Origin of the sequence: Paracoccus angustae (assembly GCF_042648745.1) — a bacterium.
GTDB lineage: Bacteria > Pseudomonadota > Alphaproteobacteria > Rhodobacterales > Rhodobacteraceae > Paracoccus > Paracoccus angustae.
Window position 1 is genome coordinate 86,638 of the sequence record NZ_JBHRXY010000001.1, and the last position, 18,198, is coordinate 104,835.

Sequence of the window (18,198 nt, forward strand, 5' to 3'; positions counted from 1 at the left end):
TCCGGGGGACCAGATCCACCTCAAAGTTAGGAAACAGAGATGAAATCCAACATTATTTTTGCCGCCGCGCTGGCGTTGGCCCCGCTCACGGTGACCACGGCGAATGCACAAGATACAACAGCAGGAGCAGCCGAAGAGCGCACCGATGCGCAGGCCATACAGGCTATCCATGAAGAATGGGCGGACCTGATCGCTGAAAAGGACAGCGCGGCAATCGGCGCGCTATATGCCGAAGACGCCGTACTGATGGCGCCGGGCGAGGCCACCGTGGAAGGCGCACCCGCCATTGAAGACCGCTACCGGCTGATCGATACGGCCGCCGCCTATGAGAACGAGCGGGCCGTCGGCCGCGCCATTGCACAAAGCCGCATTCCCCGCGACGAGATTTTCGTCACGACAAAACTCTGGGTTCAGGATGCAGGCTACGACGCCACCAAGGCCGCGTTTCGGCGTTCGCTGGATCGCCTGCAACTGGATTATCTGGACCTCTACCTGATCCACCAGCCTTACAGCGATGTGCACGGCTCATGGCGCGCCATGGAAGAATTGCATGAAACGGGAACGATCCGCGCCATCGGCGTCAGCAATTTCCAGCCTGATCGCGTCATGGACATCGTGTCGTTCAATCGCATCACGCCTGCGGTGAACCAGATCGAAACCCATCCCTTCCATCAGCGCGTTGAGGAGCAGAAATTCCTGATCGAGAACGGTGTGCAGATGCAATCCTGGGGGCCATTTGCCGAGGGGCGTAACAACCTGTTCAGCAATGTCACCCTGAAGGGGATTGCCGACGCGCATGACCGGACGGTCGCCCAGGTGGTCCTGAAATGGCTGCTGCAGCGCAATATCGTCGCCATCCCGAAATCCGTGCGCCCCGCTCGCATCGCCGAGAACTTCGCCAGCTTCGATTTCGATCTGAGCGATGAGGAGATGGCCACCATTGCCACGCTCGACACCGGCGAAAGCGCCTTTATCGATCACCGCGATCCCGAAGCCGTCAAGGGGATCGCCGCATGGAAATTCGATACCTGAGGAGCATGTGAGATGACAAACAACCCCATGATCAGATTGAACGACGGCGCGGAAATGCCGACCATCGGCTTCGGCGTGCTGTTCAGCAGCGGCAATGAGACCGTCGAGATGGTAAAGACGGCGATTGGTGCAGGCTATCGCCTGATCGACACGGCCGCTGCCTACCGCAATGAAGAGCAGGTCGGCGAAGCGATCCGGCAGAGCGGGATCGACCGCTCGGAGCTATTCGTCACAACGAAGCTGTTTCTGGCCGATTATGGCTACGACGAGGCGATGCGCGGCTTCGATTCCAGCATGGAAAAGCTGGGGTTGGATTATCTGGACCTTTATCTTCTACATTGGCCGGTGCCACGCAACTTCGACGCGACGCTGGCATCGTGGCGCGCCCTGGAGGACCTGCAAGCAGCCGGGCACATTCGGTCCATCGGCGTTTGTAACTTCAACCCCGATCACCTCGACAATCTCATCGCGCAAACGGGGTGGGAATAAGGTGGGGGTTTGGTGGGCCTGGCCCTTTGCCCAAGGCGACGAGTGTGGCGCTTCACTCAGCCCTTGTGGCTGGACTGCTTATTGTCGGGCGGGTTTTGCGTTCAGCCTACCCCGGGTGATAATAAATGGCGTCGAGCATTGCCGCCCGACACTCCCAAAGCTGTCCATCGCGAGTATCGGGCTTGTCGATGTTGTACCACTCCGATGCGCGGATCACTTCCACGACTCGGTCCCAGTAATTTTCAAGACTAAGAGTCGACTTGGCGAAGCCCATCCCATTCGCCGCGGCTACAATATTGGGATTGGAGATGCAGAGGAATACGTCGGGCCGTTTCATGGCAAGCAGGCGTGACGCCGTCGCGACGCCCCCAACTCTGCTCGAATTGGCAAACGCCTTGACGAAAAGGCGGGCAAATCGATTGAAATGCTCTCTTGTGGCCTCTCCCTTCTGTGGAATGCTGTCAACGGCGCGAGCTAGAAACCGGTCGTTCTCTGCAACGCGATTCTTGAAGTCTCCCGCGCCACGCATTGAACCGAACCAACCCCAATCTCTATCAAGCGATACGTCACCGGCCTTTTCTTGAACCCCTATTGCACCTGCGATTGCTTTTCTTTGCGGTGTTGTTAGGTCGTGGAACGAAGGCACGGCAGATAGCCAACCCTGCGCAGTTCGGAGCAGGTCCAGACTTTCATCAACGTCGTGGTGAGCGGACCCTCGCACGGCCCGGACATACTGATCCCAATCCATACCCACCAAGGGGGACGATAGGCTCTTCACGCTTGCAGGTGGCACCGCTGCCAGCGGATCGCGAGGCGGACCTGGCCTTCTTGCGGCGAGTTTGCATCCGAGCCGGTATCGCGCCGCCAATTCTTCTGTTACGCGCTCTCCGAGTGAGGCACTTCGCGCGGCGAAGGAAAGGGTATCAGCGAGCATCTTGTCGCTGACGGAACCCCTAACCAGGACACAGGCCTCGTGGTTCTTGCCTAGCCCGCCGTGAGTGAAGTTAGCGCTCCCGATGATTGCAGCAGCCCGTTTCCCAGAACGGAACGCGTAGACCTTTGGGTGGAATGTCCCACCAGGAAAATTCGTGACGACGTAGCATCCGTCGACCCCGATGAGGGAGTTTACAAGGTTTGGATCGGTCTGAGCGAACGCGAGGCCGAATGTCACTGCTCTGATTTTTGCTGAATGGGATAGCAGTTTTCGGGCGAGGGAGGTGGATGTGCCCCAAGCGACCGACCAATGAAGCTCGTCATATTCGGTCAGAAGGCCCTGGATGGCATTCTCTACGTCGTTCCCCGTCAGAAATTCGATTTCCAATTCAATTATCCCCTCACGCGACTTGCAGGTCATCAGTTGATCGAAGCATAGCAGGCGCGGGTCAGCCCACAACTCGTGGTGAGGGGAGAGAGACCGAAGCGCCCCTACCAGCCGTCGACCAAAATCCCGGTCGCAGGGACACCAAGCCGATACCGGAAGCACACCCAGCACAGCTGATCCCACCCTATACGGAGGCGGCATTCCGTTCGTGTCGCCAGCCGATATCTCCGAGCTACGATATGTCGATGAAACCAAAACCACTCTGACCGCAGCCGGATTCGAGAAAACTCGCCCAATCAAGGCACGCAGCGTTCTTTTCGTATGCATCGGTTCCACGATTGGGAAGATCGCGCAGAACGTTCGGCATTGCGCGACGAACCAGCAAATCAATGCGGTCATTCCTAACGCAAAGCACTCGGATGGCTTTGTCTATTTCGCCTTGTCAAATGCTTCTGAGCGCATCGCGTTGCTTGCCGGACGGCAGGCCGTTCCAATCATCAATAAATCACTCTTCTCTTCGGTACGGTTACTAGCCCCAAGTCTTCCTGAACAAAAACGCATCGCCGACTGCCTCGCCTCCCTCGATGATCTCATCGCCGCAGAGAGCCAAAAGCTCGGCACCCTCAAGACCCACAAGAAGGGGCTGATGCAACAGCTTTTCCCCTCGGTCGTAGAGGATGACGCATGAATCATTCTGAAATCGCCACCACCCTTCGCGATGCCAAGGAAAAGATCGTCCTGCTCTATGCATTCAACGCGACTGGCAAGACCCGACTGTCGGTTTCATACAAAGACGCGACCAAGAACAAAAAGGGTGCTCACACAGGTGTTTACTATAACGCCTATAGCGAGGACCTGTTCGTCTGGCAGAACGACCCCGAGAACGACGGAACGCCTATCCAGCTAGATGTCCGCAAGTGCAGTCTGAACAAGTTCCACAGCGCACTGACCGAAGACAACGTCCGTGACAAACTGAACCGCTTCAAGCCAGGCTATCGTTTTGAGTTCATTTACTACGATGACCCACAGGACGGCATCCAAGCAGTGTCGTTCTTCCAGGAAGTGCCAGATCCCAATGACGCCAACAACGTCACAAGAATCACCTACAAGATTTCGCGTGGCGAAGAGCGAATTTTCATCTGGTGCTTCTTTCTTGCACTGTTCGAAGTTGATGGATGGGCAGACCAGCAAGCAGCCCACTTCTTCATCGATGATCCTGTCTCAAGTCTGGATGATCATAACATTTTTATTACTGCGTCGACGCTATTCGATCTAATCGAGGATCACTTCGAGAAGCGCAAGATCATCATCACCACGCATCACCTCGGATTTTTCGCGATCCTCGCCGACTGGCTCAAGAAGGGTGAGAAGGCCGACAAGTTCAAGAAGCATTCGAAGGTCGGCATTCTCAGTGCCAAGAATGGTGAGCTGGCGTTGGAGAGTCCGAACAACGACGTTCTCCTTTATCACTTGCGCCTCTTGCAACTAATTGAACAGGCGTGGGCAGCGAACGAGGTGCGGGCGTTCCACTTTGCGCTGCTGCGTCAAGTTCTGGAGAATGTGGCGTCCTTCCTTGGGGTGGGCCAGTTTGGATATGTACTGACGCAAATCGGGATCGATGATCCCGACGATACCGCACGCGTGATCAATACGCTTTCCCACAAAAAGGTATATTACTTCGAAAGTGAAATATTAGAGAAGGACTCTCGAGATCTTTTTGACAAGATTTTTCTTGGCCTAAAGAGCAAGTACAATTTTGTTCTTCATGCTTCAGAACCGGCCCCAGCTCCCGCGCCCGCCCCTTAGAAAGCACCCGTACAATGAACGACCACAACCAAAAGCAGCTGGGCAAAACGCTCTGGAATATCGCCGACCAGCTGCGCGGCGCGATGAATGCGGACGACTTCCGCGATTACATGCTCTCTTTCCTCTTCCTGCGCTACCTCTCTGACAATTACGAGATGGCTGCGAAGAAGGAGCTAGGGCGCGACTATCCCAACGCGATCGGCAATGGCGGGCGCTCGCCCCTCTCTGTTTGGTATGCGGAGAACCCCGATGATGTGGTTGCTTTTGAAAAGCAGATGCGTCTCAAGGCGCACTACGTCATCAAGCCGGAACACCTATGGACCAGCATCGCCCATATGGCGCGCACCCAGAACGACGAACTGTTGAACACCCTGCAGGCGGGCTTCAAATATATCGAAAACGAGTCGTTCCAGAGCACGTTCGGTGGACTGTTCTCGGAAATCAATCTCGGCTCTGACAAGCTGGGCCGGACATACGCTGATCGCAACGCCAAACTCTGCACCATCATCACCGAAATCGCCAAAGGGCTTGCCGACTTCTCCTCGGATGTGGATGCGCTTGGCGACGCCTACGAATATCTGATCGGCCAATTCGCCGCCGGTTCGGGCAAAAAGGCGGGAGAGTTCTATACCCCGCAGCAGGTGTCAGACATCCTATCCGCGATCGTTACGCTCGACAGCCAGGAGCCCGCAACCGGGAAGAAGGAGCGGCTCGCCAGCGTGTTCGACTTCGCATGCGGTTCAGGCTCGCTGCTTCTGAACGTGCGCAAGCGCATGGGTCCGCACGGTATCGGCAGAATCTACGGGCAAGAAAAGAACATCACCACTTACAACCTCGCCCGCATGAACATGCTGTTGCACGGCGTGAAGGACACGGAGTTCGAAATCTACCACGGCGACACGCTGAACAATGACTGGGACATTCTGCGCGAGTTGAATCCCGCCAAGAAGCCCTCCTTCGATGCCATCGTGGCCAACCCGCCATTCAGCTTGCGCTGGGAGCCGACCGAGGCGATGGGCGATGATGTGCGGTTCAAGAACTATGGGCTAGCGCCCAAGTCTGCCGCCGACTTCGCATTCCTGCTGCACGGGTTCCATTACCTGAAGGATGAAGGCGTGATGGCCATCATCCTGCCCCACGGGGTGCTGTTCAGAGGTGGGGCGGAAGAGCGCATCCGAACCAAGCTGCTGAAGGATGGTCATATCGATACAGTGATCGGCCTGCCTGCGAACCTTTTCTATTCGACGGGCATTCCGGTCTGCATCCTTGTTTTGAAGAAGTGCAAGAAGCCCGACGACGTGCTCTTCATCAACGCCGCCGAGCACTTCGCGAAGGGCAAGCGCCAGAACCAGCTCACCGATGATCACATCGGCAAGATCATCGAAACCTACCAATTCCGCAAGGAGGAGGACCGCTATTCCAAGCGCGTGAGCATGGAGCGCATTGCTGAGGAGGGCTATAATCTCAACATCTCGCGTTACATCAGCACGGCGTTGGCTGAGGAGCAGCTAGACCTAGTCGCTACGCAAAAGTTGTTGAGTGAAATCGAAGGACAGATCCGGGGATCAACTGAGAGGCACAACGCGTTCTTAAGGGAACTCGGGCTTTCCCCTCTACCGGGACGGGAGTAACCCGAGCTCAACCAAAGTACGATTTCTGTTCCATGCGGTAAAATGCCCCTGACGTCGAAGTGCCGGGACATGCCGCCATAATTTTTTAACAATAACAGATGACTACGAGAAATTCACCAAATCGACGCAGGCAACAGGTCCGGAGAATATCTGCCCCGAGAGACCGCTTCCGGGCCGCCTGGCACCGGGGCCAGTGCTCAGCCCCTCCCGCATAACCCTTGAAAACAACGAGAAGATCCGGCTGCGGCCTGATCGGGAGAACGCTTTCGCGGGGGCAAGTGGCGGAGCAGGTGGGATTCGAACCCACGGAACCATCGCTGGCCCGGCGGTTTTCAAGACCGCTGCCTTAGACCACTCGGCCACTGCTCCGTCGGGGGCTGCGTAACCCTTGGCAGGGCGATTGCCAAGATCCCTTACACCACCACGCCGGCGCCCTCGGTCGCAGGGCCGGCGACGGCGCGGAAGGCGGCGAACAGCTCGCGGCCCATGCCCTCGCTGCTGGACCGGGGGTCGTGGGGCGCGGCCGGGCGGGACTCGAAATCCGGGGCAAGGCAGTCGATCGTGCCCCGGACCGCATCCAGGCGGATCAGGTCGCCGTCGCGGACGCGCGCCAAGGGGCCGCCGACCGATGCCTCGGGCGAGATGTGGATGGCGGCCGGCACCTTGCCCGATGCGCCGGACATGCGGCCGTCGGTCAGAAGCGCGACCTTCAGGCCGCGGTCCTGCAAGACGGCCAGGATCGGCGTCAGCGAGTGAAGCTCGGGCATGCCGTTGGCGCGCGGACCCTGGAAGCGGACAACGACCACGGTGTCCTGGGTCAGCTCGCCTGCCTTGAAGGCGTCCTTGACTTGATCCTGGTCGCTGAAGACGCGGGCCTTGGCCTCGATCACGTGGCGTTCTACCGCCACGGCGCTGACCTTGATGACCCCCCGGCCCAGGTTGCCTCCAAGCTGCTTCAGGCCGCCGGTGCGGGCAAAGGGATTGCTGGCGGGGCGCAGGATCTTGTCGTTCAGCGTGTCGCGGGATCCTTCCTCCCACCGGACTCGGTCGCCGTCCAGCTTCGGCTCGGCGGTATAGCCGTCAAGGCCCGTGCCGTTTATGGTCTTCACGTCCGGGTGCAGCAGACCGGCCTCGAGCAGCTGGCCGATCATGTAGCCGATGCCGCCTGCCGCGTGGAAATGGTTCACGTCCGCCAGGCCGTTGGGATAGACGCGCGCCATCAGCGGCACGGCTTCGGAAATGTCGTGGAAATCCTCGATGTCGATCAGGATGCCCGCGGCCTTGGCCATGGCGGGGATGTGCATCACCAGGTTCGTGGAGCCGCCCGTCGCCATCAGGCCGACGATGCCGTTCACGAAGGCCTTTTCGTCCAGAACCTCGCCCGCGGGCAGGAAGTCGTTGCCAAGCCGCGTGATCGCGGCGGCGCGCTGGACGCCCGCCACGGTCAGGGCGTCGCGCAGGGGCGTGTTCGGGTTCACGAAGCTGCTGCCCGGCAGGTGCAGGCCCATGAACTCCATCAGCATCTGGTTGCTGTTCGCGGTGCCGTAGAAGGTGCAGGTGCCGGGCGAATGATAGGACGCCATCTCGGCCGCCATCAGGGCGTCGCGGCCGACTTCGCCTGCGGCGAACTGCTGGCGGACACGGGATTTCTCGTCGTTGGGCAGGCCCGAGGGCATGGGACCGGCGGGCAGGAACACCGCCGGGATATGGCCAAAGGTCGCGGCGGCCATGACAAGGCCCGGCACGATCTTGTCGCAGACGCCCAGATACAGCGCGGCATCGAAACAATCGTGGGACAGCCCGACGCCCGCCGCAAGCGCGATCACGTCGCGGGAAAACAGCGACAACTCCATCCCCGCGCGGCCCTGAGTCACGCCGTCGCACATCGCGGGCACGCCACCCGCAACCTGAACCGTGGCGCCCGCCGCGTTGCCGGCCCGGCGGATCAGGTCGGGGAAACGCTCGTAGGGCTGATGGGCCGACAGCATGTCGTTGTAGGCGGTGATGACCCCGATGTTGGGTTTGCGCGACAGGGCAAGGTCGTCCTTGTCGGGCATGGCGGCATAGGCATGGGCCTGGTTGCCGCAGGACAGATGGGCGCGGCGGGGGCCTTCCTCGGCCGCGCGGGCGATCTTTGTCAGATAGGCCTCGCGCGTGGTGCGGGACCGGGCGCGGATTCTGTCGGTGACGCGGTCGATGGTGGCGTGCGGGGTCATGGGCTGGCTCCTTCTGCGTAAGGGGAATATACGTTGTTAGCGTTAACGGTTCAATGTCTCTTGTGCCGGTGTGCGGTTTGCTGGGCGACGGACTTGTGCCGGGCGGGGCGGCGTGCCAGATCCAGGGCGCGAAAGGATACATTCCCATGACCGATCTGCCCGTGCTGCGCCTGCGCCCGAAATCCAAGCCCCAGGCGATCCGCCACGGCTTTCCCTGGGTTTTCGCGGACGAGGCCGTGCTGGACCGGCGCAGCCGCGCCATTCCCGCGGGCAGCTTCGCCGTGCTGGAGGATGCCGAGCGCAAGCCCCTCGCGCTGGTGACGGTCAACCCGAATTCGAAGATCGTCGCGCGGGTGATGGATCCCGAAACCCGGGCCTCCATCGACGGCGCATGGCTGCGCGCCAAGCTGGCGCGGGCCTTGGCAATGCGGGAACGGCTTTACGACACGCCCTTTTACCGACTGGTCCATGCCGAGGCCGACGGACTGCCGGGACTGGTGATCGACCGTTTCGGCGATGCGGCGGTGGTTCAGCCGAACGCCGCCTGGGCCGACCGGATGGCCGGGGATCTGGCCGATGCGCTGGTCGATGTCACCGGCGTGTCCACCGTGATCCTGAACGGGCAGGGGCGCGCGCGCGGTCTGGAAGGGCTGGACGAACGGATGGAGGTTCTGCGCGGCCAGGCCCCGGGCCAGCCGATCCCGGTGCCGATGAACGGCGCGACCTATCTGGCCGACTTGATGGGCGGGCAGAAGACCGGGCTGTTCTTCGACCAGCGCCCGAACCATGCCTTTGCGCAACGGCTGGCGCGGGGCGCGACGGTGCTGGATGTGTTCAGCCACGTGGGCGGCTTTGGGCTTGCGGGTCTGGCGGCGGGCGCGGCCCATGCCACCTGCGTCGACGGCAGCGCGGCGGCCCTGGACCTGGCCAAGGGCGGGGCAGGGCGGATGGATGCCGCCGACCGGCTTGACACCATTCAGTCCGACGCTTTCAAGGCGATGGAGCAGCTGGCCGCCGAGGGCCGCCGCTTCGATGTCGTGGTTTGCGACCCGCCCGCCTTCGCGCCCTCGAAACCCGCGCTGGAGGCGGGGCTGCGCGCCTACGAGCGCGTGGCGAAGATGGCCGCGCCGCTGGTCGCGCCGGGCGGCTATCTGGGCCTGTGCAGCTGCTCGCACGCCGCCGACCTGACGGCCTTCCGCAATGTCAGCGCGCGCGGCATCGGACGTGGCGGGCGGCGCGGCGTGCTGATCCACACGGGCCAGGCCGGGCCGGATCATCCGATGCTGCCGCAGCTGGCGGAAACCGGCTATCTCAAGGCGCTGTTCTTCCGGCTGGACTGATGCGCGCTGTTCTTGACGCCAACGTCCTGTTCCCCACCATTCTGCGAGAGATCCTGACCGATCTGGCCGCGGCCGGGCTGTTCGTGCCGCTGTGGTCGCCCCGCATCCTGGCCGAATGGCGCCACGCGGCCGCCCGGCTTGGACCGGATCAGGACGCCGTTGCGGGGGCCGAGATCGCGCTGCTGCGCGACCGCTTTCCCGGCGCCGAAATGCCCGACAACGGTACCCTTGCCATCGACGGGCATTTTCCCGACCCTGCCGACCGGCACGTGGTCGAGGCCGCGCTTGCAGGGCGCGCGCCCCTGATCGTCACCGCGAACCTGCGCGATTTCCCCCAGCGGCTGATGGCAGGCCTGGGTCTGCGGGCGATCCATCCCGATGCTTTCCTGCTGGACCTGCTGGCGGCGGATCCGCCGGCCGTCGGCAAGGCCGTCCAGACGGCGCGCGGCAAGGCGGCTGCCCTGGGCGGCGCCATGACTGCCGCCGAAATGCTCAAACGCTGCCGCCTCCCTCGGCTGGCCAAGGCCCTGAGAGGTTGAACCGAGTTGCTGTTAACGCTAACAAGGAATATGGCGACTGCCAACCCCAAGGAGGACAGCATGGTCTCGCGCGTCATTCCCGTTGACGACTTCGATCTGGTGATTTTCGGCGCCACGGGCGACCTGGCGCAACGCAAGATCCTGCCGGGCCTGTTCCGGCGCTTCGTTGCGGGTCAGATCCCCGAAAGCTCGCGCATCATCGGCGCGGCGCGCACCGAGCAGGACGACCATGGCTTCCGCGAGGAAGCGGCCAAGGCCGTTGTCGAATTTGCCGGCGTCCAGAAGAACGATCCCCGGCTGGCGCAGTTCCTGCAACTGCTGGGCTATACGCCCATCGACGCCAAGGGCGAGGGGGGATGGGCCGACCTAAAGGCCCGGATGCGCCCGGGCGCGGTTCATGCCTTCTATTTCTCGGTCGCGCCGGCGCTGTTCGGCGACATCGCGGAACGGCTGGCCTCGAACGGCATCGCGGACGCGGACAGCCGCATCGTCGTGGAAAAGCCCTTTGGCCGCGACTTGCGGACGGCGCGCGCGCTGAACGCCATGCTGGCCCAGCATTTCCGCGAAGAACAGATTTATCGCATCGACCATTACCTGGGCAAGGAAACCGTCCAGAACCTGATGGCGGTCCGCTTTGCCAACATCCTGTTCGAGCCGCTGTGGAATTCCCAATACGTCGATCACGTCCAGATCACCGTGGCCGAGACCGTGGGCGTGGCCGGGCGCGGCAGCTATTACGACAAGTCCGGCGCGATCCGGGACATGGTTCAGAACCACATGATGCAGCTTCTGTGCCTGATCGCGATGGAGCCGCCCTATCACTTCGACCCGAACGCCGTGCGCGACGAAAAGCTAAAGGTGATCCGCGCGCTTCAGCCGGTCAGCGCCGGCGACATCGTGCGCGGCCAGTATCAGGCCGACGGCAAGTCCACCGGCTATCTCGAGGACGCGGAAAACCCCGATTCGCGCACCGAAAGCTATGTCGCGATGAAGGTCTGCATTTCCAACTGGCGCTGGCAGGGCACGCCCTTCTACCTGCGCACCGGAAAGAAGCTGCGCGCCCGCACCAGCGAGATCGCCATCGTCTTCCGCGAGCCGCCGCATTCGATCTTCGACGACAGCGGCGCGCCCAAGGCCAACGAACTTGTCATCCGCCTGCAACCGAACGAGGGCATGAACCTCAAGGTGATGATCAAGGAACCGGGCCCGGGGGGGATGCGGCTGGTGCAGGTGCCGCTGGACATGTCCTTTGCCGATGCGCTTGGCGCCGACGGCAGCGACATGCCCGACGCCTATGAACGGCTGATCATGGACGTGATCCGGGGCAACCAGACCCTGTTCATGCGCGGCGACGAGGTCGAGGCCGCCTGGGCCTGGACCGACCCCATCATCGCCGCCTGGGAAGACAGCAAGCGCCGCCCCGAACCTTACGACGCGGGATCCTCGGGGCCCGAGGAAGCGTTGCGCCTGATGCATCGCGACAATCGCCGATGGAGGGAAATCCGCGGATGAGCATGATCTTCAAGGAATACCCCGACCGCGAGATGCTGTCCCTGTCGCTGGCCGACCAGATGGCCTCGCAGCTGGCGCAGCAGCTGCGCACGGGCGACACGGCCAGCCTTTGCGTGCCGGGCGGGACATCGCCCACGCTGGTCTTCGAGACGCTCAGCGGGGCGGATATCGACTGGAACCGCGTCACGGTCTTTCTGGGCGACGAACGCTGGGTGGACGGCGAACACAAGCGGTCGAACGGCCGCCTGCTGCGCCGTCACCTTCTGCGCGACCGGGCGGCCGCGGCGAACTATATCGACCTTTACACCGGGGCCGCGACGCCTGACGAGGCCGCCGAATCCCTGGCCGAGGCGATCCGCCCGCATCTGCCGATCACCGTGGTCCTGCTGGGCATGGGCAACGACATGCATACAGCGAGCCTGTTCCCCGGCGCCGACCGCTTGGCCGAGGGGCTGGCATCCGACGCCCCCCTGGTTCTGCCGATCCGCGCCGAAGGCGCCGAGGAGCCGCGCATCACCCTGACCCGCCCGGCCCTGGCCGACGCGATGAATGTCCATGTCCTGATCATGGGCCCGGAAAAGCGTGGGGCGCTGGAGCGGGCGCAGAAGCTCGACCCGCTCGAGGCGCCGATCCGCGCCTTTCTGGACAACGCCACCGTTCATTGGGCCGAATAGGAGCCTTTCCCACATGACAGAGATCTGGACCCGCCTGAAATCCCATCGGCAGGCGCAGGGCGAGACCCACATCGCCGACCTGTTCGATGCCGATCCGGCCCGCGCCCGCGCCTTCTGCACCGAGGCCGACGGCCTGGTTTTCGACTGGTCCAAGACGGCCATCGACGCGGGCGCGCGCGATCTGCTGGTCGAATTGGCGGAAGGCGCGGACGTGGCGGGCCGACGCGAGGCGATGTTCGCGGGTGAGAAGATCAACGAGACCGAAGGCCGCGCCGTTCTTCATACCGCCTTGCGCAACCTGCGCGGCAGCGTGACGGTGGACGGCCAGGATGTGATGCCCGCCGTGCGCGAAACGCATGACCGCATGGCCGATTTCGCCCGCGACGTGCGGTCCGGCGCCTTCACGGGGCAGGGCGGCGCCATCACGGACGTGGTCAATATCGGCATCGGCGGGTCCGACCTTGGCCCCTGTATGGCCGTTCTTGCCCTGGCGCCCTATCACGACGGGCCGCGCTGCCATTTCGTCAGCAACGTGGACGGCGCCGACATCGCCGACACCCTGAAGGGCCTGGATCCGGCGACGACCCTGGTGATCGTGGCGTCCAAGACCTTCACCACCATCGAGACGATGACCAACGCCCAAACCGCGCGCGACTGGATGGGCCGTGTCGTGACCGACCCGGCGGCGCAATTCGTGGCGCTGTCCTCGGCCGCGGGCAGGACGGCGGAGTTCGGCATCGACCCGTCGCGCGTTTTCGGGTTCGAGGATTGGGTCGGCGGGCGCTATTCCGTCTGGGGTCCGATCGGGCTGTCGCTGATGCTGGCCATCGGGGACGAGCGGTTCGACGAGTTCCTGGCGGGCGCCGCTGCGATGGACGCGCATTTCCGCAGCGCGCCCTTGGCGGAAAACCTGCCGGTGCTGCTGGCCCTGGTGGGCATATGGCACCACCAGATCTGCAGCTATCCGACCCGCGCGGTGCTGCCCTACGACAACCGCCTGATGCGGCTGCCGGCCTATCTGCAACAGCTGGAAATGGAATCGAACGGCAAGCGCGTCGCCATGGACGGGTCCGACCTGACCGTCGTGTCCGGCCCGGTCGTCTGGGGCGAGCCGGGCACCAACGGCCAGCACGCCTTTTACCAGCTGATCCACCAGGGCACGACGCCGGTGCCTTGCGAATTCATCCTGGCCGCGCGCGGCCACGAGGATGATCTGGCGCACCATCACATCCTGCTGGCCGCGAACTGCCTTGCGCAATCCGAGGCCCTGATGCGCGGCCGCACGCTGGACGAGGCGCGCGCGCTGATGCGGGCCAAGGGACTGGAAGGCGCGGAACTGGACCGGCAGGCGCGTCACCGGGTGTTTCCTGGAAACCGCCCCTCGACCACGCTGCTGATCGAGAAGCTGACGCCCTTTGCCCTGGGCCAGATCGTCGCGCTGTATGAACATCGCGTGTTCGTCGAAGGCGTGATCCTGAGCATCAACAGCTTCGACCAGTGGGGGGTCGAGCTTGGCAAGGAACTGGCGCTGAAGGTCGGGCCGCTGCTGAAAGGCGAGAGCGCGCCGGGCCACGATGCGTCCACCGAGCATCTGGCGAGCCTGTTCCGCCGGATGCGCGGATAGGCAGCCTGGCCGGGGGGCCGCCTGCCCCCCAAGCGCGTTCCGCGCGTCCCCCCCGGGGGTATTTGCTGCAAAGAAGAAGCCCTGCCGCCTACCAGTGCGGCGGGCGCTGGTCGGCCAGGGGGATCGAGCCTTCGGCATCGGCCTGCTGTTCGGCGGCGAAGCGCATCAGCATCTCGACCCGGCGGGTCAGCAGGGCGATCTCGGCGTCCTGGCGGGCGATGACCTCGTGCAGGTCGTCGGTCACGCGCGTCAGATGCGCCAGCGCTTCTTCGGCTGCGAGAATTCGCGTCTCGGTATCCTTGTCCATATCGGCCCCTTCGGTTAAGGCAGCCACGGATTTGGCCGGAAAGGCAGGACCATGGCGAAAGATCAGAAAAAACAGCCCCGTCCCAAGGCGGACACGCCCAAGGGCTTTCGCGACTATTTCGGCGCGGACGTGACCGAACGCAAGGCGATGCTGGACCGGATCGCCGAAATCTATCACCGCCATGGATTCGATCCCCTGGAAACCAGCGCCGTCGAGACGGTCGAGGCCCTGGGCAAGTTCCTGCCCGACGTGGACCGTCCCAATGCCGGGGTGTTCGCCTGGCAGGAGGACGCCGTTCCCGGCGGCGGGTCGGGCGACTGGCTGGCGCTGCGCTATGACCTGACGGCGCCCTTGGCGCGGGTGGCGGCGCAGTTCCGCAACGATCTGCCCTCGCCTTATCGGCGCTATGCCATGGGGCCGGTCTGGCGCAACGAGAAGCCGGGGCCGGGGCGGTTCCGGCAGTTCTATCAATGCGACGCGGATACGGTGGGGTCCGCGTCCGTCGCGGCGGATGCCGAGATCTGCGCGATGCTGGCCGATGCGCTGGAGGCCGTGGGCATCGCGCGCGGCGACTATCTGGTGCGGATCAACAACCGCAAGGTGCTGAACGGCGTCCTGGAAGCGGCCGGGGTTCGCCCCGACCGGGCCGACGACGTGCTGCGCCAGATCGACAAGTTCGACAAGGTGGGCCGCGACGGCGTGCTGGCGCTGCTGACCACGGGCCGCAAGGACGACAGCGGCGCGGTGATCGAGGGCGTGGGCCTGTCCGAGACGCAGGCCGCGCCGGTGCTGGCCTTCCTGACCTCGAAAGGGGCGGACAACGCCGCAACCTTGGAGAACCTCCGCGCAGCGGTCGGCGCATCGGCCATCGGGGCCGAGGGCGTGGAGGAGCTGGCCGAGATCGCCGGAATGCTGGCGGCCATGGGCGTGGCCGAGGATCGGGCGGTCATCGACCCCTCGGTCGTGCGCGGCCTGGGCTATTACACCGGTCCGGTCTTCGAGGCCGAACTGACCTTCGAGATCCTGGACGACAAGGGCCGCAAGCGGCAGTTCGGGTCCGTCGCGGGCGGCGGGCGCTATGACGGGCTGGTTGAACGCTTCACGGGCCAGAAGGTGCCCGCGACCGGGGTCAGCATCGGCGTGGACCGGCTGCTGGCCGCGCTGCGCGCCAGGGGGCTGGCCGGCACGCAGGCGCAGGGACCGGTGGTCGTCACCGTCATGGACCGGGACCGGATGGCGGATTACCAGGCGATGGCGGCGGACCTGCGCGCGGCGGGCATCCGGGCCGAGGTTTATCTGGGCAACCCCAAGAACTTCGGCAACCAGTTGAAATACGCCGACAAGCGCGGCGCGCCGGTTGCGATCATCCAGGGCGGGGACGAGGCCGCGCGGGGCGTCGTGCAGGTCAAGGATCTGGTTCTGGGCGCGCGCATCGCGGCCGAAGCCAGCCTTGACGAATGGAAGGCGCAGCCCGCCCAGACCGAGGTGCCCCGCGCCGATCTGGTCGCGGAAGTGCGGCGGATCGTCGGATGATCTCCAAGCGCGACAAGCAGGCCGTCGGCCAGCGGTTCCTGTCGGCCTTCCGCGGGGCGGGCGCGGTCGAGGTCGCGCCCGACATCCTTCTGCCCGCCGATACGCTGCTGGACCTGTATGGCGAGGATATTCGCGCCCGCGCCTATACCTCGACCGATCCCTTGCGGGGCGAGGTGATGCTGCGGCCCGACTTCACCGTGCCGGTGGTGCAGATGCACATGGCGGGGGGCGCGGAACCCGCCCGCTATTGCTATCTGGGCGAGGTGTTCCGCAAGCAGGATCCCGGCGAGGAGCGGCCGGCAAACCCGCGCGACAACGAATACCTCCAAGCGGGGTTCGAACTGTTCGCCCACGACCGCCAGGCCGACGCCGAGGTCTTCGCGCTGTTCCACCGGCTGCTGGCGCCCTATGGGCTGCGCGCCGTGACGGGCGACATGGGGCTGGTGATGAATGCCGTCCGCGCGCTGCCGCTGTCGGACGCCCGGCGCGAGGCTTTGCTGCATCATGTCTGGCGGCCGGGCCGGTTCGGGCGGCTGCTGGAGCGGTTTTCGCGGCCCGCAGCCCCGCGCACCTTTGCCAAAAGCGCCGCCCCCTGGGCCGGGCTGCGGTCCGAAGCCGAGATGAAGCGGCGCATGGCCCGGCTGATCGCCGATCAGAAGGCCGCGCCGCTTGATCCGGTCTGGACCGCGCGGCTGGACCGGCTGTTCTCCATCAGCGCCCCGATCCCGGACGCCTTGGCGCAACTGTCGGACCTGGCGCGGGAATGGCCGGACCTTGAACCCGTCATCGGCCGTGTCGGGGAACGGTCGGGGATGCTGTCGGATCTGGGCGTCGCGCCCGAAGCCGTCCTGTTCGACGCAAGCCACGGTCACCGCACGATGGAATATTACGACGGCTTCACCTTCAGCTTTCTGGCGCAAGGGCGCGCAGACTGGCCGCCCGTCGCGACGGGCGGGCGATACGACGCGCTGACCGCCGTGCTGGGGCGGGGCGGGCGCGCCATTCCGGCGGTGGGCGGCATCATCCGTCCGGGCCTAATTGCCGAACTGGAGGCCGCATGATCCGGCTGGGCGTGCCGTCCAAGGGGCGGCTGATGGAACAGACCTTCGACTGGTTCGCCGCCCGGGGGGTGGCCTTGTCGCGCAGCGGCTCGGACCGCGAATACGCGGGCCGGGTGCAGGGCGCCGACGGCGTGTCGCTTGTCCTGCTGTCGGCGGGCGAGATCCCGCGCGAACTGGCCGCGGGCCGGATCGAGCTTGGCGTGACCGGCACCGATCTGGTGCGCGAGAAGCTGGCGGGCTGGCGGTCCGACGTGGCCGAGGTGGCGCCCATGGGCTTTGGCCATGCCGACCTGATCCTGGCGGTGCCCGATTGCTGGCGGGATTGCGAAAACCTGGACGATTTCGCGGCCATCGCCCGCGATTTCCGCGCCGCGCACGGCTTCCGCCTGCGGATCGCCACCAAGTATCACCGGCTGGTCCGGGCATGGCTGGCTGGCCACGAGGTCGCGGATTATCAACTGGTGGATTCCCAGGGCGCGACCGAAGGCACGGTCGCCAACCAGACCGCCGAAGCGATTGCGGACATCACCAGTTCGGGCGAAACCCTGCGGGCCAATCACCTCAAAATCCTTCCCGACGCCCTGATCCTTGCCAGCCAGGCAACGCTGTTCGCCAACCGCGCCGCCGCTGAAACGGCTGAGGTCCGGGCGTTCCTGTCCCTTCTGGCGGAAGGATAAGGACGGTTAGACAAACGACGCCTTGCTTTTGGAATGGATCGAATCCGCCGGACCGGACGTTACCACGGTGCCGCCCGGGCGGGCGGGTGAAAACGGAGGATTTGCGATGATCGACTCGAGCCAGATCAAGGAGCATATGGAAGTCGTCGGTGCCGATGGCGTGCATGTGGGCAAGGTGGACCATCTGGACGGCGACCGCATCAAGCTGACCCGCAAGGACGAGGCGCACGGGCAGTCGAAGGACCATCACCATTACCTCCCCCTGGCGGATGTCGCGTCAGTCGACGGGGGCAAGCTGTGGCTGTCGGCCGATGCCGCCAATGCAGGGCAGTTGCTTCAGGAAAAGGACGGCTCGCCGATCGCCGACAGCCTTTGACGGGATGGCTGGCCGGATGATCGGCATCCGGCCTTTGCCGCTTGCGGCCGGGCGGGGCTT

Annotated in this window: 16 protein-coding genes, 1 tRNA gene and 1 pseudogene; 14 read left to right on the forward strand and 4 right to left on the reverse strand. The window is 64.0% G+C overall.

Annotated elements, in window-relative coordinates; translation table 11 throughout:
- The first annotated feature begins 39 nt into the window (after positions 1 to 39).
- Together ACFOM8_RS00375 and ACFOM8_RS00380 are read left to right on the forward strand one after the other, a co-directional pair.
- Positions 40 to 1,032: an aldo/keto reductase gene (locus ACFOM8_RS00375; RefSeq protein WP_377758287.1), complete on the forward strand. Its 993-nt coding sequence runs from the start codon at positions 40 to 42 to the stop codon at positions 1,030 to 1,032.
- Positions 1,033 to 1,059: 27 nt separating this feature from the next.
- A complete protein-coding gene (locus tag ACFOM8_RS00380; RefSeq protein WP_377758288.1) occupies positions 1,060 to 1,521 on the forward strand; it encodes an aldo/keto reductase in 462 nt (153 codons plus the stop codon).
- 106 nt (positions 1,522 to 1,627) lie between these two features.
- Here the strand turns inward: ACFOM8_RS00380 and ACFOM8_RS00385 are convergent, their stop codons facing one another.
- Positions 1,628 to 2,875, reverse strand: a complete 1,248-nt coding sequence (locus ACFOM8_RS00385) for a phospholipase D family protein (protein WP_377758289.1) — start codon at positions 2,873 to 2,875, stop codon at positions 1,628 to 1,630.
- Positions 2,876 to 3,002: 127 nt separating this feature from the next.
- Between ACFOM8_RS00385 and ACFOM8_RS00390 the strand changes: the two are divergent.
- From ACFOM8_RS00390 to ACFOM8_RS00400, 3 genes and pseudogenes are all read left to right on the forward strand, one after another.
- A pseudogene (locus ACFOM8_RS00390) lies at positions 3,003 to 3,530 on the forward strand (restriction endonuclease subunit S); the annotation flags it as partial.
- The gene (locus ACFOM8_RS00395; RefSeq protein WP_377758290.1) at positions 3,527 to 4,648 is read left to right on the forward strand and encodes an AAA family ATPase; all 1,122 of its coding nucleotides are present in this window, start codon (positions 3,527 to 3,529) and stop codon (positions 4,646 to 4,648) included. The pseudogene ACFOM8_RS00390 and the gene ACFOM8_RS00395, both read left to right, overlap by 4 nt.
- 14 nt (positions 4,649 to 4,662) lie before the next feature.
- Positions 4,663 to 6,279: a type I restriction-modification system subunit M gene (locus tag ACFOM8_RS00400; RefSeq protein WP_377758291.1), complete on the forward strand. Its 1,617-nt coding sequence runs from the start codon at positions 4,663 to 4,665 to the stop codon at positions 6,277 to 6,279.
- A gap of 279 nt (positions 6,280 to 6,558) precedes the next feature.
- On the opposite strand, the gene ACFOM8_RS00405 is transcribed toward ACFOM8_RS00400, so the two are convergent.
- Together ACFOM8_RS00405 and edd are read right to left on the reverse strand one after the other, a co-directional pair.
- Positions 6,559 to 6,648, reverse strand: a tRNA-Ser gene (locus ACFOM8_RS00405).
- Between the two features lie 44 nt (positions 6,649 to 6,692).
- On the reverse strand, positions 6,693 to 8,495 hold the full coding sequence (gene edd / locus ACFOM8_RS00410; protein WP_377758292.1) for a phosphogluconate dehydratase: 1,803 nt from the start codon (positions 8,493 to 8,495) through the stop codon (positions 6,693 to 6,695).
- A gap of 146 nt (positions 8,496 to 8,641) precedes the next feature.
- Here edd and ACFOM8_RS00415 point away from each other — a divergent pair, with 146 nt between their 5' ends.
- From ACFOM8_RS00415 to pgi, 5 genes are read left to right on the forward strand one after another with little or no spacing between them, the layout of a single operon-like run.
- Complete coding sequence (locus ACFOM8_RS00415) at positions 8,642 to 9,835, forward strand: RSP_2647 family RNA methyltransferase (protein WP_377758293.1); 1,194 nt, start codon at positions 8,642 to 8,644, stop codon at positions 9,833 to 9,835.
- Entirely contained in the window at positions 9,835 to 10,374 is a 540-nt protein-coding gene (locus ACFOM8_RS00420; RefSeq protein ID WP_377758295.1) for an RSP_2648 family PIN domain-containing protein, read from the forward strand. Before ACFOM8_RS00415 ends, ACFOM8_RS00420 begins: the two co-directional genes overlap by 1 nt.
- Positions 10,375 to 10,434: 60 nt before the next feature.
- On the forward strand, positions 10,435 to 11,886 hold the full coding sequence (gene zwf, locus ACFOM8_RS00425; protein WP_377759148.1) for a glucose-6-phosphate dehydrogenase: 1,452 nt from the start codon (positions 10,435 to 10,437) through the stop codon (positions 11,884 to 11,886).
- A 2-nt stretch (positions 11,887 to 11,888) separates the two neighbouring features.
- Entirely contained in the window at positions 11,889 to 12,560 is a 672-nt protein-coding gene (gene pgl, locus ACFOM8_RS00430) for a 6-phosphogluconolactonase (RefSeq protein ID WP_377759150.1), read from the forward strand.
- Positions 12,561 to 12,573: 13 nt separating this feature from the next.
- Positions 12,574 to 14,184, forward strand: coding sequence for a glucose-6-phosphate isomerase (pgi, locus tag ACFOM8_RS00435; RefSeq protein ID WP_377758297.1), 1,611 nt, complete (start codon positions 12,574 to 12,576; stop codon positions 14,182 to 14,184).
- 88 nt (positions 14,185 to 14,272) lie between these two features.
- On the opposite strand, the gene ACFOM8_RS00440 is transcribed toward pgi, so the two are convergent.
- The gene (locus ACFOM8_RS00440; protein WP_377758298.1) at positions 14,273 to 14,491 is read right to left on the reverse strand and encodes a SlyX family protein; all 219 of its coding nucleotides are present in this window, start codon (positions 14,489 to 14,491) and stop codon (positions 14,273 to 14,275) included.
- 51 nt (positions 14,492 to 14,542) lie between these two features.
- On the opposite strand from ACFOM8_RS00440, the gene hisS reads away from it, so the two are divergent.
- From hisS to ACFOM8_RS00460, 4 genes are all read left to right on the forward strand, one after another.
- Positions 14,543 to 16,024 (forward strand): histidine--tRNA ligase, encoded by a 1,482-nt coding sequence (gene hisS / locus ACFOM8_RS00445; RefSeq protein WP_377758300.1) that lies wholly within the window; start codon positions 14,543 to 14,545, stop codon positions 16,022 to 16,024.
- Entirely contained in the window at positions 16,024 to 17,085 is a 1,062-nt protein-coding gene (locus ACFOM8_RS00450; RefSeq protein ID WP_377759151.1) for an ATP phosphoribosyltransferase regulatory subunit, read from the forward strand. The genes hisS and ACFOM8_RS00450 overlap by 1 nt, the downstream gene beginning before the upstream one ends.
- Positions 17,082 to 17,762 carry an ATP phosphoribosyltransferase gene (hisG, locus tag ACFOM8_RS00455; protein ID WP_377758301.1) on the forward strand — a complete coding sequence of 227 codons (681 nt, stop codon included), beginning with the start codon at positions 17,082 to 17,084 and terminating at the stop codon, positions 17,760 to 17,762. The genes ACFOM8_RS00450 and hisG overlap by 4 nt, the downstream gene beginning before the upstream one ends.
- Before the next feature lie 106 nt (positions 17,763 to 17,868).
- Positions 17,869 to 18,138 carry a DUF2171 domain-containing protein gene (locus ACFOM8_RS00460; RefSeq protein ID WP_377758303.1) on the forward strand — a complete coding sequence of 90 codons (270 nt, stop codon included), beginning with the start codon at positions 17,869 to 17,871 and terminating at the stop codon, positions 18,136 to 18,138.
- Positions 18,139 to 18,198: the final 60 nt, after the last annotated feature.

Excerpts from the sequence above, each read along its gene's own strand:
- hisG (WP_377758301.1), top strand. The coding sequence starts at position 17,082 with ATGATCCGGCTGGGCGTGCCGTCCAAGGGGCGGCTGATGGAACAGACC.
- zwf (WP_377759148.1), top strand. The coding sequence starts at position 10,435 with ATGGTCTCGCGCGTCATTCCCGTTGACGACTTCGATCTGGTGATTTTC.
- ACFOM8_RS00395 (WP_377758290.1), top strand. The coding sequence starts at position 3,527 with ATGAATCATTCTGAAATCGCCACCACCCTTCGCGATGCCAAGGAAAAG.
- ACFOM8_RS00385 (WP_377758289.1), bottom strand. The coding sequence starts at position 2,875 with ATGACCTGCAAGTCGCGTGAGGGGATAATTGAATTGGAAATCGAATTT.
- pgl (WP_377759150.1), top strand. The coding sequence starts at position 11,889 with ATGATCTTCAAGGAATACCCCGACCGCGAGATGCTGTCCCTGTCGCTG.
- hisS (WP_377758300.1), top strand. The coding sequence starts at position 14,543 with ATGGCGAAAGATCAGAAAAAACAGCCCCGTCCCAAGGCGGACACGCCC.
- ACFOM8_RS00440 (WP_377758298.1), bottom strand. The coding sequence starts at position 14,491 with ATGGACAAGGATACCGAGACGCGAATTCTCGCAGCCGAAGAAGCGCTG.
- ACFOM8_RS00420 (WP_377758295.1), top strand. The coding sequence starts at position 9,835 with ATGCGCGCTGTTCTTGACGCCAACGTCCTGTTCCCCACCATTCTGCGA.
- ACFOM8_RS00415 (WP_377758293.1), top strand. The coding sequence starts at position 8,642 with ATGACCGATCTGCCCGTGCTGCGCCTGCGCCCGAAATCCAAGCCCCAG.
- ACFOM8_RS00380 (WP_377758288.1), top strand. The coding sequence starts at position 1,060 with ATGATCAGATTGAACGACGGCGCGGAAATGCCGACCATCGGCTTCGGC.
- ACFOM8_RS00400 (WP_377758291.1), top strand. The coding sequence starts at position 4,663 with ATGAACGACCACAACCAAAAGCAGCTGGGCAAAACGCTCTGGAATATC.
- ACFOM8_RS00460 (WP_377758303.1), top strand. The coding sequence starts at position 17,869 with ATGATCGACTCGAGCCAGATCAAGGAGCATATGGAAGTCGTCGGTGCC.
- ACFOM8_RS00375 (WP_377758287.1), top strand. The coding sequence starts at position 40 with ATGAAATCCAACATTATTTTTGCCGCCGCGCTGGCGTTGGCCCCGCTC.
- edd (WP_377758292.1), bottom strand. The coding sequence starts at position 8,495 with ATGACCCCGCACGCCACCATCGACCGCGTCACCGACAGAATCCGCGCC.
- pgi (WP_377758297.1), top strand. The coding sequence starts at position 12,574 with ATGACAGAGATCTGGACCCGCCTGAAATCCCATCGGCAGGCGCAGGGC.